The sequence below is a fragment of the Rhodococcus sp. P14 genome (assembly GCF_000256505.1).
GTDB lineage: Bacteria > Actinomycetota > Actinomycetes > Mycobacteriales > Mycobacteriaceae > Rhodococcus > Rhodococcus ruber.
Window position 1 is genome coordinate 1 of sequence record NZ_AJFC01000126.1, and the last position, 24,323, is coordinate 24,323.

Consider the following 24,323-nt stretch of genomic DNA (forward strand, 5'->3'; position numbering starts at 1 on the left):
AGTCGAGCAGCCCGAAGCGTCCCGGGACGAGGCCCCGCGCGCGGTGCAGACCGGCGCGGTGGGACATCAGTTCCCGGACGGTGATGGACTCCTTTCCGGCGGCCCCGAACTCGGGCCAGTACGTCGCGACGGGTTCGTCGTAGTCGACGAGTCCGCGCTCGGCGAGCCGGTGCAGCACGGTGCTCGCGACGCCCTTGCCCGTGGAGAACGACAGCGCGACGGTGTCGTGGGTCCACCGCTTGTCCCGGGACGCCCAGCCCGCCCAGATGTCGAGCACCGGCTCGCCGTGCAGGTACGCCGCGAGCGCCCCGCCGCCGTTCCGGGTGTCGCGGAACATCTTGAAGAAGCGGTCGGCGACCGGCAGGAAGCGGGGGTCGACGATCATCTCGGTCCGGGGGTGCTCGCCGTCCACCCGCCTGGCCGCTCCGGTATCGGAACTCATCACGCCACTCCTACCGCAGTCTCCAACTCCGACAGAGACCGCTCCGTCAGAGGTATCAACGTCGCGATGTCCGGTATTGCTTCCCCGCCGGCCACATATCCGAAACCGATCCGGTCGGCATACGAGCACACCGTGACGTTGAGGGCCATCCCGTCGTAGACGATCGACACGGGGTACATCTCCTCGAGGTGGGCGCCGTTCCAGTACAGCTCGGTGCGCGGACCGGGCACGTTGGAGATCGGCAGGTTGTACCCGGGCCGCAGCCCCGGGTCGAACGGAAGCATCGGGGCGAGGACGGTCGGCAGGATGCTCGGTGCCGTCACCACCAGCGACGGCACCGGCCCCAGCGCTGCGACGCGGTCCTTGGCGACCTGCATCGAGCGGTGGATCAGCCGCAGCCGGTCGGCCGGGTCGGCGAGATCGGTGCCCAGGGTGCACACCGCCGTTCCGAACGCATTGCCCGCCGTCGCGCCGTCCTGCCGTCCGCGCACCGAGACCGGGCAGATCGCCACGAGGGAGTCGCCGGGGAGTTCGCCGTGCTCGCCGAACCACGAGCGCAACGCCCCGGCCACCACGGCCGTGACGACGTCGTTGCCGGTCACGCCCGCAGCGCGCTCGATCGCGCGCAGTCGCGACTTCGGCCAGCCGGCGGCGGCGAAGACGCGTCCGGTTCCGAGTGGCCCGTTGAGCCGGGTGCGGGGCGCCCCGAACGGCAGCACCGTGGTGTCGGTGGTCAGACCCTGCACCGTGGCCCCGACCTGCCCCTCGACGGTCCGGCGAACCAGGCCCACACCGGAGGTGAGGGCCCCGAGGACCGAATGGGCCAGGCCGAGCGGCGTCGGAAGACCACCGTGCCCGGCGTCGGGCCGCGGGTGCCTGCCGGTGGCGAAGAACGGGGACATCGACCGGCGATCGGGGTCGGGCGACATCGACTCCTCGATCATCCGCAGGCCCGCGATCCCGTCGAGCACCGCGTGGTGGACCTTCGTGTAGAGCGCGAACCGGCCGTCGGGAAGGCCGTCGACAAGGTGGGCCTCCCACATCGGGCGGGAGCGGTCGAGCGGTTCTGCATGCAGCTCCCCCACCAGCTGCCACAGCGCGTCCCGTCCGGCGCCGGGCGGCAGCGACGCCCGCCGCACGTGGTAGCTCAGATCGATGTCGTCCACGTCGCGCCAGGCCCACCACCCGCCGGTGTCCACACCCCGGTGCGCCCGGCGTCGCAGCACCGGATCCACCTCGTCGCCCCGGCCGAGCGCGTCCCGGTAGGCGTCGTCGACGAATCGCGAGCCGGCGTCCTCGGGTGGGTTCAGGATCAGCACCACCCCGACGTGCATGGGGTTCGCCAGCAGCTCTGCCGTCATGAGAACCGCGTCGATCGGGTCCATCAGACCCACTCACCCACCCCGCTTCCACGTGTCTGTGTGGCTTCGGTCACGGTAACTCGAGCGCGGCGTGTCGCGGGCGGAGACGGCCCGTCGCCCGTACGCAGGCCCGTGCCGGGTGCGAGGAATGGGTGTAAGGATGGACGGCATGACCATCGTGGAGCATCCCCGGGCCCGACACTCGGGCATCGACCTGACCCACCTCGACGAGAGCACCCGAGCGCAGGACGATCTGTTCGAACACGTCAACGGCCGCTGGCTCGCCGAACACGAGATCCCCGCCGATCGTGCCCTCGACGGCGCATTCCGCACCCTGTTCGACAAGGCCGAGGTCGACGTCCGCACCCTCATCGAGGAGGCGGCCGCGTCCTCGGCCGAGCCGGGCACCGACGCGCAGCGCATCGGCGACCTGTACGCCAGCTTCATGGACACCGAGACCGTCGAGGCGGCGAGCCTGGACCCGATCGCCGGCGAACTGGCCGCCGTGGCGGACGCCGCGGACCGGAACGCGCTCGCGGCGGTGCTCGGCCGGTTGCAGCGCGTCGGGATCGGCGGCGCCGTCGGGCACTACGTGGACACCGACGCGAAGAACTCGGCGCGCTACCTGATGCACACGACGCAGTCCGGTCTGGGCCTGCCCGACGAGTCGTACTACCGCGAGGACGGTCACGCCGAGATCCGGGCACAGTACGTCGCGCACATCGGGCGCATGTTCGAGCTCGCCGGCATCGGGTACGACCCGCAGCGGGTGCTCGACCTCGAGACCCGCCTGGCGGCCGGGCACTGGGACGTGGTCAAGCGGCGCGACGCCGACCTGTCCTACAACCTGGTGACGTTCGAGGCGCTGACGTCCGAGCGACCCGGTTTCGACTGGCGCGGCTGGATCGGCGCGCTCGGGGCCACCGAGGAACAGTGGGCCGAGATCGTGGTCCGCCAACCGGGCTTTCTCGACACGTTCGCGCAGCTGTGGGCCGAGGCGGCCCTCGACGACTGGAAGGCCTGGGCCACCTGGCGGGTCCTGCACTCCCGCGCGCCGTACCTCACCGAGAAGCTCGTCGACGAGAACTTCGCGTTCTACGGCCGCACCCTCACCGGGGCGCAGGAGATCCGCGACCGGTGGAAGCGCGGCGTGGCGCTCGTCCAGGACCTGCTCGGCGAGGCTGTCGGCAAGCTGTACGTCGAACGGCACTTCCCGGCCGAGGCCAAGGACCGCATGCAGCAGCTCGTCGCCAACCTGCAGGAGGCGTACCGGCGCAGCATCGCCGAGCTCGAATGGATGAGCCCGCAGACCCGTGAGGCGGCGCTGCGCAAGCTGGAGAAGTTCACGCCGAAGATCGGCTACCCCGACAAGTGGCGCGACTACTCGGCCGTGACCGTCGCCGCGGACGACCTGGTCGGCAACTACCGCAGCGGCTACGCCGCCGAGTACGACCGCGACCTGGCCAAGCTCGGCGGCCCGGTGGACCGCGACGAGTGGTTCATGACACCGCAGACCGTGAACGCCTACTACAACCCGGGCATGAACGAGATCGTGTTCCCCGCCGCGATCCTGCAACCGCCGTTCTTCGATCTGCATGCCGACGACGCCGCCAACTACGGCGGGATCGGGGCCGTCATCGGGCACGAGATCGGGCACGGCTTCGACGATCAGGGCGCCAAGTACGACGGCGACGGCAATCTCGAGAACTGGTGGACCGACGACGATCGCACCGAGTTCGGTAAGCGCACCGCGGCACTGATCGCGCAGTACGACGAGTTCGAACCGAAGGGACTCGCCGGGCACCGCGTCAACGGCAGCTTCACCATCGGCGAGAACATCGGCGATCTCGGCGGGCTGTCCATCGCGCTGAAGGCGTACGAGATCGCGCTCGACGGAGCCGAACCGCCCGTGATCGACGGCCTCACGGGCCTGCAGCGGGTGTTCTTCGGCTGGGCGCAGGTGTGGCGGACCAAGGTCCGCGACGAGGAGGCGCTGCGCCGGCTCGCCGTGGACCCGCACTCCCCGCCGGAGTTCCGCTGCAACGGGGTGGTGCGCAACATCGACGCCTTCTACGAGGCGTTCGACGTGCACCCCGGCGACGAGTTGTATCTCGACCCGGCGCAGCGCGTGCGGATCTGGTGAGCCGGACGCCGGTGCGCCGCGCCCCCCGACGGGGCGGCGTACCGGCGTCCGACTAGGAACGCGAGGACTGTGGTACGGATACCCCGCGCGAGCCGAACCAGGCCAGCGGGTCCATCTTGGCGCCGCCCGGCTGCCACACCTCGAAGTGCAGGTGCGGCCCGGTGGACTGGCCGCGGTTGCCCATCGTGGCGATCACGTCGCCCGCCCGCACCTGCTGGCCGACCGACACGAGCGACTGGTCGATGTGCCCGTAGACGCCGATCGTGCCGTCGTCCTGCTGGATGCGCACCCATAGTCCGAAGCCGGAGGCGGGGCCGGATTCGATCACGGTGCCGTCGGTGACCGACTTGATCGGCGTGCCGATGGCGTTGGCGATGTCGATGCCGTTGTGCGCCGTTCCCCAGCGGGGCCCGAACCCGGAGGTCAGCGCCCCGATGGTGGGGAAGACGGCACTCGGGCGGCTCGCGAGTTCCTGCGCGATCCGCTCGGCTTCCTCCCGGGCGAGGCGCTCGGCTTCACGCCGGCGCTCCTCGGCCTCCGCGGCGAGGCGGGCGGTCTCGCGCTCGGCGGCGCGCTGCAACTGGTCGACGTACCGGTCGGTGCCGGCGTCCGGGAATTGCAGCACCTGCGGTGCGGTCGAGAGCCCGACGGTCGGCTGCTGCCGCTCGGGGGCGGCCTCGGCCCGGGGCTGCCCGGGGGCGGCCTGGGCCGCGGCGCTGCCGGCCGCGAGCACGGCGCCGACCGCCAGGGGAATGGTCAGCAATCGACGCGCGGGCCCGGTCCGGGTCGAGCGTCGGTGTGCCCCACGCCGAGGCGCTGCGGGTTCGAGTGTTTCGCTGAAGTTGTCACCATCGGGGCGGGCGTACGGGGCCAAACTGCTGTCCTCGACGTTCGAGTAGTCCGTTCAATAACGGATTGGTCACGGTCGAGTCACAGATTAGCGCATGCTTCGGGCTGTGGGTAGCGCCGCCTACCTGACCGAATGTCACATCCGGTCGGTTCAGCGACCCGAATGTGACATTCGGTCCACAGCGGCCGGCTCCCGCCGGGGGCCGCCTCGCTCAGCCGTCCGCCACCTGACGCGACGACCCGCCACCCGAAGCCCGGCTGCGGGCCCGCTCGGCCAGCACCGTGTCCAGCCAGTCGAACATCCGCTGATCGGTGAGAGCGCGGGCGAGGGGCTGGCAGTGGAAGTTGGCGCCCTCCGCAGCGGTGAACGCGACGAGTTCCGTCACCCCCGGCAGCCCGTCCGCGAGCCGGCGGGACTGGCCGGGCCAGAACTGCTCGTCCTCCGGATCGGTGACCAACAGCGGCGTCGTGATCGAGCCGGCGAGGTCGCCGAGCCGGTACTTCAGCACCTCGGTGAGGGTGTCGAAGTACGAGTCCATCCGACGGTAGGGGCGCGCCCGGAACCGCCAGGTGCGTTCGAGCCGGCCCGACAGCCGCATGCCGAAGGCCATGTCACGGTCGAACTTCTCCCGGTCGCCCTTCTCGAGCAGCTCGATCATGTTCTTCGGCATGTGGGCGAGCCACGACGCGGCCACGTCGACCACACCCGGGTCGGCGATTGCGGCGGCGATCCGGTGCTCGAAGGCCAGTGCGCGCGGAACCCAGTATCCGCCCTGGCTGATCCCGTAGAGGGCGATGCGCGAGTCGTCGACCTCCGGGTATCGGAGGAGGAAGTCCACGATCGGGGTGATCACCGCCTCCCAGTCGTGCCGGAACGGCACGCCGCGCTCGAACAGCATGGACTGCTGGCCCGGTCCGTCGAAGAACAGCACGTTGTAGCCGCGCGCCAGGGCGCCGGCCCCGGCGGCGGTCCACAGGCTGCTGATCGGTCCGTCGCTGCCGTTGTTCAGGATCAGCGTGGGGCGGGGCTCGCGGGTCTCCTCACCGAGCGGACGGAGCAGGTAGCCCGGCAGGAAGCCGTCCTCGTAGGGAATGTCGACCCGTTCGGCCGGGTGCGGGGTGGTCTCGACGAACCGGTCCCACGCCGCCCGATGCTGCCGGAACGTCGGCAGCAGCGGGCCGTCGTCGCCCAGCCCGTCGACGGAGTTGACCGCGGTGGCGAAATACGTTGCCGCACGCAGGTATGCGCCCGCGGCACTGACCGCGTGCCCGGCCTCGGCGGAGGCATCGGCGAGGCGTCGGACGCGAGTGCCGAGCGCAACCCAGGCGTCGAACCACTTCTCGTGGTCCTTCTCGCCGAGCGGGGCGATCGTGGCGAGCACTTCGCCGACGTCCGCCGCGCCGTGCACGGCCTGCCCGAGCAGGAAGCGGACGTCGAAGTCGAAGTCCTCGTCGCGGTAGAACCCTGCCGTGAACGCCTGGTGGGGATGCGCGAAGAAGGATGCGGGCATGTGAGCTCCCTCGGGCGGTGGCGGGGCACACCCACCGTACGCCCGAACCGGTCGTCCGGCTCGATTTCCGGTCACAGGCGGTGCAGTGCGACCTCGCCCAGTGCGCCGTCGGCGACGGCGGCGGTCATGAAGGAGCAGAACGGTTGTCGCCGGCGGTCCGTCGGCGACCCCGGGTTCAGCAGCCGCAGCCCCGTGGCCGTGGTGGTGTCCCACGGGATGTGGCTGTGCCCGAACACCAGGACGTCGGTGTCCGGATACGCCGCCGACATCCGCCGGTCGCGGCCCGCCGAGGCTCCGGTCTCGTGGACGACCGCGAAGCGCACATCCTCCAGCGTCACGCGTGCGATCTCGGGCATCCGGCCCCGCAATTCGGCACCGTCGTTGTTGCCCCAGCACGCGACCAACCGGGCCGCCCGCTCGGACAGGGCGTCGAAGAGGGCGATGTCGACCCAGTCACCGGCGTGCAGCACCACATCGGCGCGGTCGACCTCCTCCCACACCCGCGCCGGCAGGTCCCGCGCGCGGACGGGGACGTGGGTGTCGGCCAGCAGCAGCAACCTCATGCGACCAGTGTGCCGCCCACCGGGACATCCGAGGTTTCGCACGGCTCCCACCGGGCACCCGGCCCCGAGTACGCGACGAACGCATACACGACGAACGATGCCCACGGCGGACGGCGGGCACCACCGGGAGGAACACCATGGCCAACGTCGCCGACGGGATTGTCGACCGGCTCCGGGCCTGGGGCGTGCACCGCGTCTTCGGTTACGCCGGAGACGGTATCGACCCCATCCTGGCCGCGCTCGACCGCGCGGGCGAGCACATCGAACTCGTCACGGCCCGGCACGAGGAGATGGCCGCGTTCATGGCAACCGGCCACGCCAAGTACACCGGCGAGGTCGGGGTGTGCCTGGCCACCCAGGGACCGGGAGCGGTGCATCTGCTCACGGGGCTGTACGACGCCAAACTGGACGGCAAGCCGGTGGTGGCGATCGTCGGGCACGTGGTGACGACGGCCCAGGGCAGCGGCTACCAGCAGGAAGTCGCGTTGCCCACCCTGTTCAAGGACGTGTGCGCCCAATACGTGCAGACTCTCGACACCCCCGAACAACTCGGCGCGGTACTCGACAACGCGTTCCGCACCGCCCGGGCGACCTCGAGCCCGACGTGCGTGATCGTCCCGCACGACGTGCAGCAGGCGGGCGTCGCGGAGGACGAGCACACGCACGGCGTGGTTCCCAGCGCCGCGACGGTCGCGGTCCCGCGGGTCCTGCCCACCGACGCCGACCTCGACCGGGCCGCCGACCTGCTGAACTCCGGGCAGCGGATCGCGCTGCTCGTCGGCCAGGGCGCATACGGTGCGGCCCGGGAGATCGACGAACTCGCCGACCTGCTCGGTGCGGGGGTGACGACGTCGCTGCTCGGCAAGCCGGTGATCGACGAGTCCCGGGACTGGGCCTGTGGTGTCATGGGGCATCTCGGCACCACCGCCGCGGCGGACCTGACGGCCGGCTGCGACACCCTGCTGATCGTGGGCAGCAACGACCCGTGGACGGAGTTCTATCCCGCTCCGGGCCAGGCGCGGGCCGTGCAGATCGACATCGAGGCCCGCAACCTCGGTGCCAAGTACCCCGTCGAGGTGCCGCTCGCCGGAGACGCCCGCGAAACCCTGCATGCCCTGCTGCCGCGGCTGCACCGGACCGACCGTCCGTGGCGCCGCGATGTCGAGCAGATGGTCCGGACCTGGCGGCGGATCGCCGCCGCACGATGCGCGGAGCCCGCGGACGGGCTCGATCCGCAGGCGGTCGTCGCGGCCCTGTCCGATCACCTCCCACCCGACGCCCAGGTGGCCGTGGATGTCGGCTCGGTCGTGTACTGGTACGCCCGGTTCCTGCGACTGCCACCGGGGGTGCCGGCACACCTGTCGAGCACCCTCGCCTCGATGGGGTCCGCGATGCCGTACGGGCTGGCCGCCAAGCTCGCCCACCCGGATCGCCCGGTGGTCGCGCTGGCCGGGGACGGCGCCATGCAGATGAACGGCATCTCGGAGCTCATCACTCTCGCCCACCGCTGGCGCGACTGGGCCGATCCCCGCTTCGCCGTCCTCGTCCTCGACAACGGCGACCTCACCGAGGTGTCCTGGGAGCAGCGGGAAATGGAGGGCGACGCCCGCATCCCCGCCTCGCAGACCGTCCCGCCGTTCCCCTACGCCGACTACGCCCGCCTGCTCGGTCTCGAAGGCATCCGGGTCGATCGGCCCGAGGACGTCGACGAGGCATGGCGCACCGCCCTGACCGCCGACCGTCCGGTGCTGATCCAGGCGGTCGTCGACCCGGCCACCCCGCTGCTGCCACCGCGTGCCTCCGCCGACAAGGTCAAGACGATGCTCGACGCCCTCGAGCGGGAGGGCGCCCACACGGCCGCACAGCGGCTGCGCCGGCAGCGCGAGCAGGAAACAGCGAACTGACCTCGGCGGTCGGACGAGGTTCCACCTCGGCGGTCGGACGAGGTTCCACCTCGGCGGTCAGACGAGGTTCCACCTCGGCGGTCAGACGAGATTTCGCGGGATCCGGCGGGGCCAGTTCTGCGAGTGGACCCGATTCTCCACCGGCCGCGGATCGACGTCCGGATTTCCCAACTCGAACGCGTCCAGTCGCGCGTCGATGATGAATTCGTCTGCCGTGCAGCGCAGCACGGTGTTCGTCGTGATCTCGGTACGCCAGTCGCCGCGTTCGAGGCGGCGCACGGTCCGCGTCTCGCCCCGTACGGAATCGACGTCGTTGCCCCGGAAACTGAACCATTCGGTGGTGGCGCGGCGGACCGTCGTGCCGACGTCGTCGAGCAGGATCGTGCCCTGATCGTTCTCGATCTCGAGGGTGGAGACCCCGGTCGCCAGATCCCGTTCGACCTTCCAGTGGTGCCTGCCCGGTTCCAGGTGCGTCGCGGGCGCCTCGGGAGCAACCTCGGGGGGACCGAACGCTCGTAGTCTCTCGTCGTCCCCGGGACGCTGGGGGCGGTGGGGCAGCGTCAGGGTGCTGGTTCCCGTATTCACCGTCAGCATCACAGGTTCCGGCGACGGCCATGCCAGCGGCCAGTACGACGAGGACACGGACAACCGGATGCGATGGCCGGCGGGGAACGAATGCGCCATTCCGTTGAGCGGGACACGCACGTGATACGTCCGGCCCGGCTCGAGGGGTTGCGGGTCGCCGCTGCCGTCGCGGTGGGTGAGATTCAGCAGGCCGTAGGTGACGCGGGTGGCCTCGCCGTTCGGCGCCACATCCGACAGACGCGCCGCCACCATCGCATTGGGCCGGTCCGCCGACACGTCCAACTCGAGCGTCGGCAGCCCGAACACCTCGAAGGTGTCGCCGAGCGGTTCGGTCTCGAACACCAGCGATCCGCCGTCGTCCTCCCGCTGATCGCCCGGCAGGTCCGGCGTCGCGGCATACGAGGCCCACTTGCCGGCGAACATGCCCACGCTGAGCGGCGACTGCAGCCGGATCCGATGGTGATCGGCTTCCTCGGCGGGCTTGTCGGACAACGAATGCCGGGTCAGGGTGTATCGCCGGTCCTCGATGTTCGGGGACGGCCAGCACGGTTCCGACACCCAGCGACCGGGCCGGTCCGCGTACGACGGCTGCGGCGGGATGCTGTCCTGCATCCAGGCCCGCAACACCGGCTCGTCCATGATCCCGGTGTCGCGGCCCTTGAGCCAGTGGTCCCACCAGCGGACGAGTTCCTGCAGGAACCCGATCGCCGGGCCGGGCACGCCCAGGTGCGGATACCGGTGCCCCCACGGGCCGATCAGACCGAGACGCGGAACGTGCAGATGCTCGAGCAACCGGAAGATCGCGTTGGTGTAGCCGTCGGCCCAGCCGCCCACCGCGAGCACCGGACACTCCACGTCGCCGTAGTTCTCGTTCACCGACGCGCGCTTCCAGTAGTCGTCGCGGTGCTGATGCCCGAGCCACTTCTCGATCCACAATCCGCTGCCGGACAGGCGCTCGTGCCACATCTCCCGCCACCGGTCACCGACGATCGCCGGATCCGGGGGCAGGCTGTTGAACGCGAACATCACCGTTGCCTCGGACAGGTTGTCCGAGAGCAGGCATCCGCCCATGTAGTGCATGTTGTCGACGTACAGATCCTCGGTGGCGGAGGCACTGACGATCGCCTTGAGCGCCGGCGGGCGGCGGGCGGCCACCTGCAGGCTGTTGAACCCACCCCACGAGATGCCCATCATGCCGACGTTGCCGTCGCACCACGGCTGTTCGGCGAGCCACGCGATGACGTCGCAGGCGTCGTCGTGCTCGGCGTCCAGATACTCGTCGGCGAGCACCCCGTCGGAGTCGCCGCTGCCACGCATGTCCACGCGCACGGACACGTAGCCGTGCCCGGCGAGATAGGGGTGGTTGAGGGCATCCCGCGCCCGGGTCAGGTCCCGCTTCCGGTACGGGATGTACTCGAGCACCGCCGGGAGCGGTTCGTCGGTGATCGGTCGCCACATCCGGGCGGCCAGGCGCGCGCCGTCGCGCATGGGAATGAACACGTTCTCGACGTCTCGCACCTCGTACGGGAACGACTCGACCGTGTGCACTAGGTGACCTCCTCGAATTCGAAGGGCAGTGCCTCGAGGCAGTCGCGGTACCGCTGCTCCAGTTCGTCGTGACCGGAAGCGCCGAGGTAGAGGGTGGCGAGCTTGTACCGGTAGGCGTCCTGGTTGGGCAGGTCCGACAGCCGGGTGCCGGGCCGCACATCGATCCGCACGACCGTACCGGGGAAACGTGCCTGCAGCGCGGCGATCTCACTCTCGCTCGGGACGCGGGTGACGATGCCGTCGTCGTAGCGGGGCACCATGCACTGGGCCGCCACCGCGAACTCGCCCTGCCGGTGCGGCATCCGCGGCCGGCGGCCGAGGGCGACGTCGATGGCCACCGCGTGGTTGGACGCTCCGTCCACCTTCGCGAACAGGTCGCTGTGCGACTGCGAGATGCGGGTGTTCACCTCGATGAGCCACAGTTTGCCCGTGTCGGCGTCCCACATGAATTCGGAGTTGAAGCAGCCGTTGTCGTAACCGGTGTGCCGCAGATAGCGCTCGGTGACGTCGATCATCTGCTGCTGCACCTCGGGCGGGACGGTGCGCGCGGGATAGTCGAGATGATCGAAGCTGTGGCCGGCCTCGTCCTTGCGCATGTCGAACACGCCGTGCACCCCGAACTCCCCTTGGAAGATCGACCCTTCCGGTGCAGCCTGCGTCCCGGTGACGATCTGTTCGGCCAGGCAGGTGCGTGCGCCCGCGGCACGCGCCTCCGCCGGGACGTCCACGTGAGCCAGCGCCTGGTCGAAGGGACTCGCGATGCGGCCGATCTCCTCTCGGATGCGGGCGGTGGCGGAGGCGAACTCCTCGGCGTTCGAGACCTCGAATCCCAGCTGGGACGAGTGCGCCTTGATCGGCTTGACCCAGAACGGGAACGGGACGTCGATCTTGTCGAGTGCCTCGGGGTCGAAGGGATCGAAGGCGTCGAAGGCCGGCACACACTCGGGCACGACCTCGCGTTGCAGGATGCGGCTCCACAGCTTGTGTTCGCTGCGGATCACACTCTCGAGGCTCGGGGACGGCAGGCCGCGTTCGGCCGCGAGAACGGGCACGAGCACGCTGGTCGGAAAGTCCCAGTGGGCGATGATCGCGTCGACACTGCCCTCGAAGGAATCGAGCTCCTTGTCCGCTCTCTCGAGCAAGGCGTCGAAGTCGAAGCTGTCGGCGGAGACCAGCGACTCGTAGTCGAGCAACCCGTGGAGGGTGAACCCTTCGGGAACCTCGACGGTGCCGAGCTCTCCTCGCTGCAGATCGGTCAGTCCGGGTACGAAAATGTTCTTACTCATCGTGAACTGGCTATCCCCGTCCGGTCGCCCCGAAACCTCGGCCGTCCGTTCGGACCGTATTGCGGGGATCGTCGGACTTCGTGCCGCGACGGTCGACGGCCGGTTCGGGGACAACTCGTCGATGCGGGTATACCGGCGGCCGGCTCGGGGTATGCCTTCCCGACAGCAACGGAGGACAGCGCAGTGGATCGGTACACATGAGGGCTTCGTTCGATCAGCAGTTGCGCGATCTCACCGATCGGCTCCGGGGCCTCGCCGAACTCGCGGCGAAGGCGCTGGAGCTGTCGACACGCGCGCTGCTCGACGGCGACGTCGTCGCGGCCGAGGAAGCGCTCGACCTCGGCGAGGACATCGAGACATTGCACACGGAGTGCAGCGAGCGGGCCGTGGCGATCCTCGCGTTGCAGCATCCGGTGGCCGGGGATCTCCGGTTCGTGTTCTCCGCGGTGCGCATGAGCAGCGATCTGGCGCGTATGGGCCAGCTCGCCCTGCACATCGCGCGCGCAGCCCGGCGCCGCACCCCCGGCGAGCTCGTCCCCGATCAGGTCCGGGGCGACATCACCCGGATGGGTGAGCTCACGGCCACGATGGTCCGCGCCCTGTGCGATGCCTTCCGCGAGCCGAAGCTGGAGCCGGCCTCGCAGATCCGGAACACCGACGCAGAACTCGACCTCGTCCACGCCCGCGTCCTCGGGACCTTGCAGGACCCGTCCTGGACGCACGGCGTGACCCCCGCCGTCGACCTCGCCCTGGTGGCACGCTTCTACGAACGCTTCGGTGACCAGGCCGTGGACGTGGCCGAACGGGTCGTCTTCCTGATCACCGGACGTCGCCCCGACGGCGATCCAGCTCTACCCGGGCGGCCCTGAGAATATGCCCGGGCCGGTCCGGGTTCACGGTCCGTTCGAGGTCGGCGACGAACTCCTCCACGCGCTCCGTGGGCCACGATTCCAGGCCCCGGCCCGTGCGCTCGGGGTAGGCGGCATGGACGACGTCGAGGATCCGGTGCGCCAGCCGGCTCGCGTCCGCCACGTCGAGACGGTGGGTCGTGCCGTTCAGTGTGACGTCCAGCCCGTCGCCGGTGTCGGTCACGGCAAAGGTGGTCATGTGCGCCTCCTGTGCTCCCCCGCGTGAGGTTACTCGAGACGACCACCCGCCGACCACCGATGACGTGTCGGCGCCCGGCGAGTGGGTACTCGCCGGTCATGAGCATTCCCGCACACGAGCGGCTCGCGATCGTCACCGGTGCCGATTCCGGAATCGGCAAAGCCACGGCCGAGGCGCTGGCGTCGGAAGGATTCGACGTGGGCATCACGTTCCATACCGACGACGCCGGCGCCCGGAACACCCGGGAGGGGATCGAGGAGCGCGGCCAGCGCTGCTTCGTCGTCCGCCAGGATCTGACCAGTCCGGACACCGCCGACGTCGTCGACACGCTCGCCGAGAAGCTCGGCGGGCTGGGTGTTCTGGTCAACAACGCCGGAACCGGGCACATGGACCGGGTCCTCGACCTCGGCTACGAGACGTGGCGCGAGGTGCTCGCGACGGACCTCGACGGTCCGTTCCTGTGCGCCCAGCGCGCGGCCCGCCGGATGATCGCCGGTGGCCGCGGGGGCCGGATCATCAACGTCACGAGCGTGCACGAGCACATCCCCCGGCTCGGGGCCGCCGCCTACTGCAGCGCCAAGGCCGGCCTGGGCATGCTCACCAAGTGCCTCGCACTGGAGCTGAGCCGGCACGGGATCCTCGTCAATGCGGTTGCGCCCGGCGAGATCTCGACACCGATGACGGGCATGGACGAGTCGCAGGCGTTTCACGAGGACCGTCCCGGAAATCCGGTCGGCCGGCCCGGGCACGTCCACGAAGTCGCCTCGGCCATCGCGTTTCTCGCCTCGCCGCGCTCGTCGTACCTCACGGGCGGTTCGATCCCCGTCGACGGGGGGCTGATGCTCATGGCCGCGCACGGTCACGACATGACCGAGGAGAGCTGGCGCGAGATCTGACGTCACACCGGCTCGACGTCCGGCAGCCGCCACGTCCTGTCGAACCACGGTGCGAGGGGACCGTACAGCCGGAACATGGCCCACCAGCTCTTGCCGGGCACGGTCTGGATCCAGTTGTGGCCGTCCTCGGGCTGCTCCGGACCGAAGTGGATGTCGACGGAACCGTCGTCGTTCGTGGTGAAATCGCGGTCCTGGCTCGTCACCGACGGCCACTCCTGCCCGGTCTGCAGCATGGACCGGGTCTGGGTGTCGTAGACGAGGACCGACCAGAAATCGGCTGCCGGAACGTCCGCAGGGACGCGGAGCCGGTAGGCGCTTCCGCCGTCGAACGGGGCCCCCTCGGAGTCGACGCAGGCGACGACGTACTGGGAGCCGGCGCCGACCTTCTCGACGTCCTCTGCCGGACTGATGCCGATGACCGAGAAGTTGAACTGCGCGGCCGCGTCGAGCAGGGCGACCCCGTCCTCCTCGAACCGGTGGCCGCCGAGGAAGATGGCGCGCCAGGCACCGCCCGGGTGGCGGTAGGCCGCCGGCTCCCGGAACCGGTAGGTGAGGGCGCGACCGGTGGCGTCGCCCACCGCGGCGGCCTCGGTGAGGATCGCCCGCATGCGCTCGTCGGGGTCGAACGGCCGGCCACGCCGGATGCCGATCGAGGCGAAGAATCCGAGGGTGAGCGGATCCGACGACTCGGCCGGCTCGGACTGCACCACCTCGTCGAGCATTTCCCACGCCCGGAAGTCGGCGGGCGGGACGCCGACCATCGGTTCCGGCGACACGTTCACGAACCGCATGGACGGTGGACGATCGGCGAGGGCGAGAGGGTAGGCCCGGGTCCGGGCCTTGACGACCTCGACGGCGGGGGGGGGATCGCCGTGCTCGTCGAGGAAACCCCGCGCGAACAGCACCATCCCGAAGCTGTCGGTCCGCACCACGAAGTAGCCGTCGGGGACCTCACCGTCGTAGCCCGGGGGCAGCAGCAGGTAGGCGCCGCCCTCACCCTTGTCGGGGCCGGACACGCCGACGTCGGCCACCCAGCGTCCCCAGCTGTCGTTGATCGCCCCCAGCACACCGGGCGGCGCCTCGACCACGAGCGGACCGTCGCGCAGGTCGATCCAGATGGCGGTGTAGGAGGTACTCGTGTTCGCCGTGAGCCAGACGGTGCACGGGTGCATCAGGTCTTCGAAGACGTACGCCGTCGAATTGACCGGGCCCCACTTCAGCAGGGCCGTGCGCATTGCTTGTATGTTCAGCACCGGCAGAGCCAGCAGGTATGCCTGGACGGCGCGCTGGAAGTCCAGGTTGTCGAACAACGTCCGGACCGTCGCGTCGTCCGGAACGCCGTCGAAGAACCGCAAGGTGCCCACCCGGGTGTGCACCTGGTCCGGCGACTCGATGCCGGGCGGGATGGGGGTTGCCTTCGTCATCGCCGGCCTCCTCGTCACGATGCCCGACTCCGACGCTACGAATCCCTGCACCGGCCCTCAAGGGCCGAAAGCCCACAGTTCGGCCCCTGCCCGTCGTTCGCCCCTGAGGATCGGCGTTCGGTGACGCCGCAGCGTAGGCGGTCCCGCTCGTGTCGCCGGGCTCGGATCCGAGGCCGCCGGGAGGAGGGACGACGGGTGCTCTCACACAAGCTTCACATTCCGGAACGGGAAGTCTTCACCGACGGTGCGTTGACTCGGTGGGGAGAGAAAGGTGGTGCCGGCAATGAACACACGGCGCAGGACTGTGGCCGCACTCGCGGCTGGGGTGGCGATCGGAATCGCCGGATTCGGAACGGCCGTTGCGACCGCCCAAGCGCCCGAGGGCAATACGAGCGGCGGTGCGCTGTCCACGCAGGAGCAGTCCGATCTGGTGGCGATGCGCGAGGAGGAACGGCTGGAGCGAGATCTGTACCAGCAGTTCGCGCAGAAGTGGGGGGTGCAGACCTTCGAGCGCATCTCCGACAGCGAACAGCGCCACTACGATGCCGTCGGCGGTCTGCTCGACCGGTACGGCGTGAGCGATCCGTCGGCCGGGCTCGCGGCGGGAACCTACGGCGACTCTCGACTGCAGGGCGCCTACGACAGTTGGCTGGCCCGCGGTCTGACCTCCGTCGAGGAGGCGTACGCGGTCGGCGCCGAACTCGAGGCCGCCGATATCGCCGAGTTGTCCCGCGCGATCGATGTCAGCGACGAGGACGCGATCGACCGCGTGTACGGCAGGCTGCGCACCGGTTCCGAGCATCACCTGCAGGCCTTCCAGGCAGCCGCGGCCGGCGAGGAGCTACCCGGCGGCCAGGGGCAGGGGCAGGGGCAGGGGCACGGCCAGGGGCACGGCCAGGGGCAGCAGGGGCACGGCCAGGGGCCGCAGCACCCGGAGTAACACCTGGCAGCCGGCTCGCTGTCGGAGTGCAGCCCGCCGGGAACCTACGGCACGCGGGCCGGTCCGACTCGGACCGGCCCGGCGTCAGTCTCCGGCCGGATGGCGGTTTCGGGTGGGCAACTGCAGTGTGAACCGTGATCCGTGACCGCGGCCGGGGGACTCGGCGGACAGGTCGCCGCCGTGGGCGCGGGCGATTCCCCGGCTGATGGTCAGGCCTATGCCCGAACCTGGATCGTGCTCCTGCCGGCGCCGGGACGGAACACGGTAGAACCGCTCGAAGATCCGTTCCACATCGTCGGGCTCGAGTCCCTCGCCGGTATCGGTGACGGTCACGGTGGCGACGTCCCGACCGGCGGGGACGTCGATGCTCACCCCGCCGGTCTCCGTGGCGGCCAGGGCATTGCCGAGCAGATTGGTCAGCACCTGCGTGATCCGGTCGGCATCTGCCCACACCACGACCGGGCGGGACGGCGGGAGTACGGTCACGGTCAGGCCGGCGTCGTCGAACTGGGGGCGCAGCCGGCCCGCGACCTGGGTCACCAGCCCGTACAGGTCGACCTCGACCGGCTGCAGGTCCAGCCGGCCCTCCTCCGCCCGGGACAGGGTGGACAGATCGTCGGCGAGCCTGCGCAGTCGACCCACCTCGGCTTCGATCCGGACCAGCTCTGCCGGCGCGAAGACCCCGTCGAGGACGCCCTCGGCGTAGCCGTCGATCACGGTCAGCGGGGTGCGCATCTCGTGCGCCACCTCCGACAGCAGCCGGGCCCGCCGGGCTTCCGTGTCGGCGAGTCGGACGGCGAGATCGTTGACGTCGCCGGCGACCGCGGCGAGTTCGGACTCCGGCGGCACCGGGATACGGTGCCGGTAGTCACCGGTGGCGATTGCCCGGGTACCCGACCGCACCGACCGCAGCGACCGCAGCAGGCGGCGGGACGCCAGCAGACCCAGCGCGGCGGCCGCGATCACTCCGGCGAGCACCCCGAGCAGCAATGCCGTCGTCACGGCATCGGACACGACCTCCCGCAAAGGCCCAGACCCGTTCGCACGACCGCGGCCGTTGCCGGGGCCGGCGGCGCGTTCTTCGAACAGCGCCGGTGCCGCGGCGCGGACGACGGCGAAGGTGACGAGCGCTCCGACCACCGCCACCAGCACGTGGGAGACGAACAGTCGCATCGTCAGGCTCGGCACCGGGAGCCGGAGACCGCGGTTCACCGGTCGACCTCGCTCGCGGCCACGAACTTGTAGCCGACACCGCGGACCGTCCCGATGAAACGAGGGGCGGTGGCATCGTCGCCGAGCGCCCGGCGGATGCTGCGGATGTGCACGTCCACGACCCGCTCGTCGCCGAAGAAGTCTCCGCCCCAGACCTTCTCGAGCAGCTGCCGCCGCGAGTACACCCGGCCCGGGGCCTGCGCCAGGGCCAGAAGCAGATCGAACTCGAGCGCGGACAGTTCCACGGGCATGCTGTCGACCGTCACCTCCCGGGTCTCGGGGTCCACCGTCAGACCGGCGGCCACGACCCGGGAGGGCGCCCCGCCGGTGCCGCGGGCGCGGCGCAGGACGGCACGGACGCGGGCCGCGACCTCGCGAGGCGCGAACGGTTTGGTGATGTAGTCGTCGGCGCCGACCGCCAGTCCCACCAGCTTGTCGACCTCCTCGGCGCGGGCAGTGACCAGCACGACGTACACGTCCGAGAACCCGCGGATCCGGCGCAGCACCTCGAGGCCGTCGAGATCGGGAAGGCGGATGTCGAGCAACACCAGGTCGGGGCGGCGGGACTGCACCGATGTCAACGCTTGTGAGCCTGTTGCGGCTTCGATGACGTCGTAGCCGTCCGCCTCCAGATAGCCGCGCAGGACACGACGGATGTGAGGTTCGTCGTCGACGACGAGGACGCTGTGGGGCACCGTCTCCCCTTTCGATCCGACGGACCGGTTCGGCCGGGCGTCCGGACAGCTGTGGACAGGAGGGTCCGTCGAGGTGTTCGACGGGCAGACCGAGGGTAATCCAGCCGTGCAGTCCTCCGTGGAGTTGCCGTCGCACGCTCCGTCCCCGGTGCGTCCGCCGATGTGTGCGCCGTTCGGTGGGGCTCGCATCACCGGTCGCCCGGAGGTCGAGGTGACGAGGTTGTGGACGTGAGACGAGGTGGAACGCGTGCCGTCGGAGACCGAGCAGAAGAAGAAGTTGTCGCTGACCGGGTCGGTCGCGCTGGGAACCGGGGTGATGATCGGCGCGGGCATCTTCGCCCTGGTCGGGCAGGTGGCGGAACTGGCCGGGTCCTGGATCCCCTGGGCGTTCGTCGCGGGCGCGGTGGTGGTGGCCTTCAGTGCCTACTCGTACGTGCGGTACTCGAGCACGAACCCGTCCTCGGGCGGGATCGCGATGATCCTGAAAGCCGCCTACGGCCCCGGGGTGGTGGCCGGGTCGTTCTCGTTGTTCATGTACGTGTCGATGATCCTGGCCGAGAGCCTGCTGGCCCGGACCTTCGGCACGTACCTGCTGCGTCCGTTCGGGATGCAGGGCTCGGCGGTGTGGGTGCCGGTCCTGGCCGTGGTGGCGATCGCGGCCGCGACGGTGGTCAACCTGGTCGGCAACCGGTGGGTGGAAGGGTCGGCGACGGTGACCGCCGCGATCAAGATCGTCGGGATCGCGGCGCTCGCGGTGGCCGGGATCGCCGCCACCGGGGTGTCGGCCTTCTCCCGGCTGGTCACCGGGGGTGCGGACGCGACGCCGCCGGACAGCGGACTGCTCGGATTCCTGGCCGGCATCGCTCTGTGCATCCTGGCGTACAAGGGCTTCACCACGATCACCAATCAGGGTGACGATCTGCGCGATCCCCAGCGCAACATCGCGCGCTCGATCGTGATCGCGATCGCGGTGTGCACGGTGCTGTATCTGCTGCTGACCGTCGCGGTCACCGGGAGCCTGTCGGTGCCGGAGATCGTCGCCGCCCGGGACTACGCACTGGCCGAGGCCGCCGAGCCGCTGTTCGGGTCCTGGGGCGTGTGGCTGACGGTGGCGGTGGCGGTGGTCGCGACCCTGTCCGGCTTGGTGGCGAGCCTGTTCTCCGTGTCGCGGCTGTACGACATGCTGCGGGAGATGGGACAGGTGCCCGGGTTGCCGGGGTCGGTGAACCGGCAGTCGTTGCTGATCACGGCCGCGCTGGCGTTGGTGACGGCGACGGTGTTCGACCTGAGTCAGATCGCCTCACTCGGGGCGATGCTGTACCTGTCGATGGACATCGCCATCCACTGGGGCATGGTCCGCCGCCTGCGCGACGAGGTCGAGTTCGCGACCTGGGTCCCGGCCGTGGCGATCGCGCTCGACGTGCTCGTGCTCGTGCCGTTCGTGATCATGAAGGTGCGCACGGATCTGTTCACGGTGGTTGTCACCGCGGTGGTGGCCGCAGCCGTCTTCGCGAGCCAATGGCTGATCGTGCGCCGCCACGTGGCACACCGCCGGCGGTCCACCGGACGCTCGGCGCAATGACGGTGGGCACCCGCCGATCGTCCAGCCCAGCGGCCGAGCGTCCGGTGTTCGCGGCAAGGGTGGTGACGGCGGACTCTCAGCCGAGGGAACCGATCAGGTCCCGGCAGGCCTGCTCGCATCGCCGGCACGCATCGGCGCACGTCTTGCAGTGCGCGTGACGGGAGGCGTGCTGGGCGCACTCGTCCCCGCAGGACTTGCACGCCGCCGCGCAGGTCTCGAGCACCGAACGGGTCAGGTCGGCGTCGTAGCCGGTATGGCGCGAGAGGACCCGGCCGGTGGTTTCGCAGATGTCGGCGCAGTCCAGATCGGTGCGGATGCACTTGATCAACTCCGCCACCGAATCCTCGCTCAGGCAGGCATCGGCGCAGGCGGTGCACGCCTGAGCGCATTCGATACACGCCTCGATGCACGCGGCGAGCTTGCCGGTGTCGACGCCGTCGAGGTCCTTCGGGTAGCTGTCGAGCATGGTCGCTGCAGTGCTCATGAATGTGCGTCCTTTCGTGGGGACTCGTTGTTCGGCTGATCCGGATCGGTGTCGACCGAGATCCGGTACCGACTCGCGTACCCACAGGATCGACGAGATAACACCAGACACACGATTCGTTCCCCGAGGCGATTCCGGTTGCAGGGCGTCCTGTTACGAGGCGCTCACCGGCCGATGCCGGTGGTCGTCAGCGAAGCGTTCGCAGATCTCGTCGACGGTTCCGCCGGTGTGGAGGAACCCGGTGTCCAGACGCCCGGCGAGGCGACGGGTCTGTTCGTCGAGGATCGCCGCGGCCCGGCGGACCTCGACCGCGGACGACCCGGCGCCCGCGGCCGCGAGTCGCGGTGCATACGACAGAGCGGCGGCGAACGAGAGGTCCGCGTCGGATTCGCGGAAGAAGTAGGTCTCGCCGTACTGCATCAGGTCCAGTTCGCACGTGATCAGCGACTCGGTGACCGAGTCGAGCCACTGCACGGCGATGCTCGCCTCGGCGGCGGGAAGAATCTGCTCGGTGCCGGTGGCCGTCAGAAGCACGAGCCGGCGGGCGGTGGCGCGGCGACGGCTCAGCGCCGGATAGATCTGCAGCACCCAGGAAATGGCCGCAGTGAACAGCACGAACCCCATCAGCGCCTGCAACGGAATCAGCAGTCGTAGCGCCGGATAGGCAGGGGTGATGTCCCCGAAACCGAGGGTGCCGACGGTCACCAGGGACAGATACAGCGCCATGACCGGGTCCGACGCGGCCGACGGGCGCAGCGCACTGGCGAAGTAGAACCCGTCGGGCATGTGCGGCAGGTAGATCAGTGCCCAGCCGAGCACGATCATCGTCGCCCACACCCCGGCGGTGACGACGAGTCCGGCCGGCCCGACCGAGCCCAGCAGCCGCCCTCGTCGCCCGGCGTGGTGCGCCCCACGCCACAGGACGACGAACACCCCCCGGGAGATCGTGCCCAATCCCCGGGGATGCCACAACGTGACGAAGATGTCCCGCAGTGCCCCGACGATCAACGCCGCGCCCACGATGCTCGAGATCCAGATCATGATGTCTGCCATCGTCCTTCGAGGGCGTCGCCTACCTGCCGGGTGAGCTCGTCGAAGTGCCCACGCGTCGCGGTACCGTGGCCCGGGATGTGCTCCCGCAGTCGACCGAGCTGGTCCGTGATCGCCGCACGCTGTTCCGCAGTGGTGGCCTTCCATGCCAGCTCCCGCAGCATCGACAGCAACGCGTCCAGCACCGCCGGATCGTCGGCGCCGTAGAGCCGCGGCTGAGTGCACACCAGGTCCAGCAGTTCGGCGAAGGTCGGTCGCGCCAGCACCACCCGGACCCGGTCGTGTTCGTCGCACAGGGGGTACGGGCCGAGCTCGAGGTCGAGCAGCTCGCCCAGGACCGCGGTGCACGAGACCAGGCCGTGCACCGCGGTGGTCGGATCGTTGATGCCGGGCGACAGGGCCCGCACCACCACGTCGGTCAGCTGCCGCAGTCCGTACCCGAGGTCCTGGACGGCGGTGCGTTCGCTACCGGTGCGCAGGGCACCGCGCACCCGGTCGCACAGCCTTCGGGCCTGGTCCTCGGTCAGGGGCTGCGGACGCAGGGACCACCACGACGCGACCGGCGTGCCCGCCAGCACCGGGCTGCCCACCGGTCGGTTCACCCACACCACGGCCTCGGCCTCCTCGGCCGCCGCGAGCAGCGCGTACTCGTCGAGCTCGACCAGGAATCCGGACGAGTCCGCTTCGACGACATGCGGGGCCGGCGGGGGGACGGGCAGTGTGGGCCGATCCTGCCGATCCGGAGGTAGCAACCTGGCGGCGGTCTCGCAGGTGTCGGCGCGCACCTGTTCGAGCACGGCCTCGACGCGGATCTGCCGGACTAGATGCCCGAGGAACAGCACGAGGGCGATGACGCTGGCGACCGCGAGCAGGTACCCCGTCGTGACCGCCAGCTGGGGGACGAAGGCACTGTCGTCGGTGTCGTCGGTGCCGCTGCGGACCGTGCGCAGCACGGTCAGCGCGTAGACGAACGTCGCGAGGAACAGTCCCAAGGTGCGTTGGACGACCCGGTCGGCGGCGAAGGTGCGCAGCAACCGCGGTGAATACTGACTACTGGCCAGCTGCAGGGTCACCAGGGTCAGCGAGAACGTCAGCGAGGTGACGGTGATCAGCGAGCCGGCGATCGCACTCAGCACCTCGCGGGCGGCGTCGGCACCACCACCGAACAGATACCCCGCCACCGTCGGTGGCAGCCGGTCGTCGATGGCGGCGTCGAGCTCGGGTATGCCGATGCCGGCCAGCACGGCCACCAGCACCGCAGCTGCCGGGACCGGCCACAGCCGCGACCGTATCGCTTCGACGAACACCTGCCGGCGTTTCAGCGCAGCCCCGATCGGTCCCTGTCGTGTCCGGGTCCGGGAGTCGTCGGTCATCGCAGGCTCACTCGGTGCTGCATCACCGAGCCCACCAGCAGCACCCGCACAATTTCCGACCACGTCTCGAACCACATCTCCTGCGAATACCCCGGGAACGGCCCGGCAATCACACTCGGAACCGGGGCGGCGCTCACCGGTGCCGCTCGGGGGACCGCGCCGCCGGAGCCGTGGCCCGCCGGTACAGCACCCGGCCGGCCACCGCGGTGACACCGAAGATCACCGTGCTCGCCGCCAGCACCAGCGACCCCGCCGCCAGCACCGTCTCGTCCGCACCCATCCGCTCCGCTTCGAGCGTCAGGTAGAACAGCGCCGACACCCCGATGGGACCGAACCAGCCCAGATACAGAGCATCCGGCATCGACAAGCGCAGCGGACGGCGCAGCAACAGCAGAACCGGCACCCGGCGCAACGCCAGCACCGCCACCACGAGACCAACCCCCGCCCAGCCCAGCTCGGCCCACTGCGGCCAGGGCAGCGCCGCCCCCAGCAGGACGAACAGCGGCAACACCGCAAAGCGGTTGATCGCCTCGTCGATCGGCACCTCTGCCGTCCGCTCGCTGCCGGTACTGGTGAGGTTGAATGCCAGCCCGCCGACGAACACCGCCAGCACCCCGTCGACATGGATCAACCCGGCGACACCCAGAATTCCCAGCGCGAGCACGACGGTGAAGAACAGGGCCGGCGCCGGATCCGTCGCCCCGTACCTTTCACCCCAGCGCAGGGCCCGGCCACCGGCCCATCCGCTCGCGGCCCCCATCAGCACGGCCCCGGCCACCTGCCACAGCGACTCCAGTGCCGCCGTGCCCGCTCCCATGCCTCCGGCGACGGCGACCGCGGCCAGCACCAGTGGCAACGCCAGACCGTCGTTCGCCCCGGACTCGAGCGAGAGGACCTGCCGGTTCCGGGCGGGCAGATCCTCCTCGGCCGCCTCTCCGGTGACGACATTCGAGGCGAGAACCGGGTCCGTCGGGCACAGGGCCGCGCCCAGCAACACGGCCGTGGCCAGGGGCATGGACAGCAACGCCCACCCCAACCCGGCGGTGACGGCCGCCATCACCGGCATCGCTACGGCCAGCAACACGGCGACGGGACGCCATTGCCGGAGCACGTCCGCCATCGGATACCGCAGCGCCACCGCCATCACCGATACCGCCAGCAGTATCCGGCTCGCCTCGTGCAACAACCCGTGCTCGGCCGTCAGCGGCGGTAGGGACAGCACATCGAGCACGTACGGTCCGAGCAGCACACCCGCTGCCAGTCCGAGCAGGGGTTCGGACAGCGGCAGGCGGCGCATCTTCGCCGACAACGCCGCCACACCGACCCCCAGCACCCCGACGGTGGCGAGAACGATGTCGATGCTCATGC

At 70.2% G+C, this 24,323-nt stretch carries 21 protein-coding genes; 6 read left to right on the forward strand and 15 right to left on the reverse strand.

Translation table 11 applies throughout. The annotated features are described in order from the left end of the window. The coding region (locus OEY_RS0109265; protein ID WP_010593605.1) for a serine hydrolase domain-containing protein at nucleotides 1–442 on the reverse strand (442 nt) is incomplete at its 3' end. Further along, nucleotides 442–1,836 (reverse strand): WS/DGAT/MGAT family O-acyltransferase, encoded by a 1,395-nt coding sequence (locus tag OEY_RS0109270; RefSeq protein WP_010593606.1) that lies wholly within the window; start codon nucleotides 1,834–1,836, stop codon nucleotides 442–444. The genes OEY_RS0109265 and OEY_RS0109270, both read right to left, overlap by 1 nt. Nucleotides 1,837–1,972: 136 nt before the next feature. Between OEY_RS0109270 and OEY_RS0109275 the strand changes: the two genes are divergently transcribed. Then, nucleotides 1,973–3,946 carry a M13 family metallopeptidase gene (locus tag OEY_RS0109275; protein ID WP_029539972.1) on the forward strand — a complete coding sequence of 658 codons (1,974 nt, stop codon included), beginning with the start codon at nucleotides 1,973–1,975 and terminating at the stop codon, nucleotides 3,944–3,946. 52 nt (nucleotides 3,947–3,998) lie between these two features. On the opposite strand, the gene OEY_RS0109280 is transcribed toward OEY_RS0109275, so the two are convergent. The 3 genes from OEY_RS0109280 to OEY_RS0109290 all read right to left on the reverse strand — a co-directional run bounded on the left by OEY_RS0109280 (nucleotide 3,999) and on the right by OEY_RS0109290 (nucleotide 6,869). Beyond that, nucleotides 3,999–4,709, reverse strand: a complete 711-nt coding sequence (locus OEY_RS0109280; RefSeq protein ID WP_010593608.1) for a M23 family metallopeptidase — start codon at nucleotides 4,707–4,709, stop codon at nucleotides 3,999–4,001. Nucleotides 4,710–5,007: 298 nt separating this feature from the next. Next, on the reverse strand, nucleotides 5,008–6,306 hold the full coding sequence (locus OEY_RS0109285; protein WP_010593609.1) for an alpha/beta hydrolase family protein: 1,299 nt from the start codon (nucleotides 6,304–6,306) through the stop codon (nucleotides 5,008–5,010). A 71-nt stretch (nucleotides 6,307–6,377) separates the two neighbouring features. Then, entirely contained in the window at nucleotides 6,378–6,869 is a 492-nt protein-coding gene (locus tag OEY_RS0109290; protein ID WP_010593610.1) for a metallophosphoesterase family protein, read from the reverse strand. Nucleotides 6,870–7,006: 137 nt separating this feature from the next. On the opposite strand from OEY_RS0109290, the gene OEY_RS0109295 reads away from it, so the two are divergent. Further along, nucleotides 7,007–8,773 (forward strand): thiamine pyrophosphate-requiring protein, encoded by a 1,767-nt coding sequence (locus OEY_RS0109295; protein WP_010593611.1) that lies wholly within the window; start codon nucleotides 7,007–7,009, stop codon nucleotides 8,771–8,773. Between the two features lie 81 nt (nucleotides 8,774–8,854). Here OEY_RS0109295 and OEY_RS0109300 read toward each other — a convergent pair whose 3' ends face one another. Then, nucleotides 8,855–10,906, reverse strand: a complete 2,052-nt coding sequence (locus OEY_RS0109300) for a CocE/NonD family hydrolase (protein WP_010593612.1) — start codon at nucleotides 10,904–10,906, stop codon at nucleotides 8,855–8,857. Continuing rightward, entirely contained in the window at nucleotides 10,906–12,192 is a 1,287-nt protein-coding gene (locus tag OEY_RS0109305; protein WP_010593613.1) for an ATP-grasp domain-containing protein, read from the reverse strand. The genes OEY_RS0109300 and OEY_RS0109305 overlap by 1 nt, the downstream gene beginning before the upstream one ends. 197 nt (nucleotides 12,193–12,389) lie before the next feature. On the opposite strand from OEY_RS0109305, the gene phoU reads away from it, so the two are divergent. Further along, complete coding sequence (gene phoU, locus OEY_RS0109310; RefSeq protein ID WP_010593614.1) at nucleotides 12,390–13,061, forward strand: phosphate signaling complex protein PhoU; 672 nt, start codon at nucleotides 12,390–12,392, stop codon at nucleotides 13,059–13,061. On the opposite strand, the gene OEY_RS0109315 is transcribed toward phoU, so the two are convergent. Next, entirely contained in the window at nucleotides 13,012–13,299 is a 288-nt protein-coding gene (locus tag OEY_RS0109315) for a hypothetical protein (RefSeq protein ID WP_010593615.1), read from the reverse strand. The two genes, phoU and OEY_RS0109315, sit on opposite strands and share 50 nt — an antisense overlap. A 98-nt stretch (nucleotides 13,300–13,397) precedes the next feature. Between OEY_RS0109315 and OEY_RS28235 the strand changes: the two genes are divergently transcribed. After that, nucleotides 13,398–14,195 carry an SDR family oxidoreductase gene (locus tag OEY_RS28235; RefSeq protein WP_010593616.1) on the forward strand — a complete coding sequence of 266 codons (798 nt, stop codon included), beginning with the start codon at nucleotides 13,398–13,400 and terminating at the stop codon, nucleotides 14,193–14,195. A 2-nt stretch (nucleotides 14,196–14,197) separates the two neighbouring features. On the opposite strand, the gene OEY_RS0109325 is transcribed toward OEY_RS28235, so the two are convergent. After that, on the reverse strand, nucleotides 14,198–15,619 hold the full coding sequence (locus OEY_RS0109325; RefSeq protein ID WP_010593617.1) for a DUF1254 domain-containing protein: 1,422 nt from the start codon (nucleotides 15,617–15,619) through the stop codon (nucleotides 14,198–14,200). A gap of 283 nt (nucleotides 15,620–15,902) precedes the next feature. Between OEY_RS0109325 and OEY_RS0109330 the strand changes: the two genes are divergently transcribed. Further along, nucleotides 15,903–16,559 (forward strand): DUF2202 domain-containing protein, encoded by a 657-nt coding sequence (locus tag OEY_RS0109330; protein ID WP_192811067.1) that lies wholly within the window; start codon nucleotides 15,903–15,905, stop codon nucleotides 16,557–16,559. Nucleotides 16,560–16,643: 84 nt separating this feature from the next. Here OEY_RS0109330 and OEY_RS0109335 read toward each other — a convergent pair whose 3' ends face one another. Both OEY_RS0109335 and OEY_RS0109340 read right to left on the reverse strand, forming a co-directional pair. Continuing rightward, entirely contained in the window at nucleotides 16,644–17,771 is a 1,128-nt protein-coding gene (locus OEY_RS0109335; protein ID WP_010593619.1) for a sensor histidine kinase, read from the reverse strand. Further along, on the reverse strand, nucleotides 17,768–18,466 hold the full coding sequence (locus OEY_RS0109340; RefSeq protein ID WP_010593620.1) for a response regulator transcription factor: 699 nt from the start codon (nucleotides 18,464–18,466) through the stop codon (nucleotides 17,768–17,770). The genes OEY_RS0109335 and OEY_RS0109340 overlap by 4 nt, the downstream gene beginning before the upstream one ends. A 238-nt stretch (nucleotides 18,467–18,704) precedes the next feature. On the opposite strand from OEY_RS0109340, the gene OEY_RS0109345 reads away from it, so the two are divergent. Then, nucleotides 18,705–20,048 carry an APC family permease gene (locus OEY_RS0109345; RefSeq protein WP_010593621.1) on the forward strand — a complete coding sequence of 448 codons (1,344 nt, stop codon included), beginning with the start codon at nucleotides 18,705–18,707 and terminating at the stop codon, nucleotides 20,046–20,048. Between the two features lie 76 nt (nucleotides 20,049–20,124). On the opposite strand, the gene OEY_RS0109350 is transcribed toward OEY_RS0109345, so the two are convergent. The 4 genes from OEY_RS0109350 to OEY_RS0109370 all read right to left on the reverse strand — a co-directional run bounded on the left by OEY_RS0109350 (nucleotide 20,125) and on the right by OEY_RS0109370 (nucleotide 24,321). Next, the gene (locus tag OEY_RS0109350) at nucleotides 20,125–20,532 is read right to left on the reverse strand and encodes a four-helix bundle copper-binding protein (protein WP_010593622.1); all 408 of its coding nucleotides are present in this window, start codon (nucleotides 20,530–20,532) and stop codon (nucleotides 20,125–20,127) included. 153 nt (nucleotides 20,533–20,685) lie between these two features. Then, a complete protein-coding gene (locus tag OEY_RS0109355; protein ID WP_234574855.1) occupies nucleotides 20,686–21,585 on the reverse strand; it encodes a potassium channel family protein in 900 nt (299 codons plus the stop codon). Then, on the reverse strand, nucleotides 21,570–22,955 hold the full coding sequence (locus tag OEY_RS0109360) for a DUF2254 domain-containing protein (protein ID WP_010593624.1): 1,386 nt from the start codon (nucleotides 22,953–22,955) through the stop codon (nucleotides 21,570–21,572). The genes OEY_RS0109355 and OEY_RS0109360 overlap by 16 nt, the downstream gene beginning before the upstream one ends. A gap of 133 nt (nucleotides 22,956–23,088) precedes the next feature. Next, nucleotides 23,089–24,321 carry a cation:proton antiporter domain-containing protein gene (locus tag OEY_RS0109370; protein WP_010593626.1) on the reverse strand — a complete coding sequence of 411 codons (1,233 nt, stop codon included), beginning with the start codon at nucleotides 24,319–24,321 and terminating at the stop codon, nucleotides 23,089–23,091. Between the last annotated feature and the right edge of the window lie 2 nt (nucleotides 24,322–24,323).

Bases quoted from the DNA above. Each gene is read 5' to 3' on its own strand.
- OEY_RS0109370 (WP_010593626.1), bottom strand. From the start codon at position 24,321: ATGAGCATCGACATCGTTCTCGCCACCGTCGGGGTGCTGGGGGTCGGT.
- OEY_RS0109325 (WP_010593617.1), bottom strand. From the start codon at position 15,619: ATGACGAAGGCAACCCCCATCCCGCCCGGCATCGAGTCGCCGGACCAG.
- OEY_RS0109360 (WP_010593624.1), bottom strand. From the start codon at position 22,955: ATGACCGACGACTCCCGGACCCGGACACGACAGGGACCGATCGGGGCT.
- OEY_RS28235 (WP_010593616.1), top strand. From the start codon at position 13,398: ATGAGCATTCCCGCACACGAGCGGCTCGCGATCGTCACCGGTGCCGAT.
- OEY_RS0109330 (WP_192811067.1), top strand. From the start codon at position 15,903: ATGAACACACGGCGCAGGACTGTGGCCGCACTCGCGGCTGGGGTGGCG.
- phoU (WP_010593614.1), top strand. From the start codon at position 12,390: ATGAGGGCTTCGTTCGATCAGCAGTTGCGCGATCTCACCGATCGGCTC.
- OEY_RS0109290 (WP_010593610.1), bottom strand. From the start codon at position 6,869: ATGAGGTTGCTGCTGCTGGCCGACACCCACGTCCCCGTCCGCGCGCGG.
- OEY_RS0109350 (WP_010593622.1), bottom strand. From the start codon at position 20,532: ATGAGCACTGCAGCGACCATGCTCGACAGCTACCCGAAGGACCTCGAC.
- OEY_RS0109295 (WP_010593611.1), top strand. From the start codon at position 7,007: ATGGCCAACGTCGCCGACGGGATTGTCGACCGGCTCCGGGCCTGGGGC.
- OEY_RS0109305 (WP_010593613.1), bottom strand. From the start codon at position 12,192: ATGAGTAAGAACATTTTCGTACCCGGACTGACCGATCTGCAGCGAGGA.
- OEY_RS0109285 (WP_010593609.1), bottom strand. From the start codon at position 6,306: ATGCCCGCATCCTTCTTCGCGCATCCCCACCAGGCGTTCACGGCAGGG.
- OEY_RS0109275 (WP_029539972.1), top strand. From the start codon at position 1,973: ATGACCATCGTGGAGCATCCCCGGGCCCGACACTCGGGCATCGACCTG.
- OEY_RS0109355 (WP_234574855.1), bottom strand. From the start codon at position 21,585: ATGGCAGACATCATGATCTGGATCTCGAGCATCGTGGGCGCGGCGTTG.
- OEY_RS0109315 (WP_010593615.1), bottom strand. From the start codon at position 13,299: ATGACCACCTTTGCCGTGACCGACACCGGCGACGGGCTGGACGTCACA.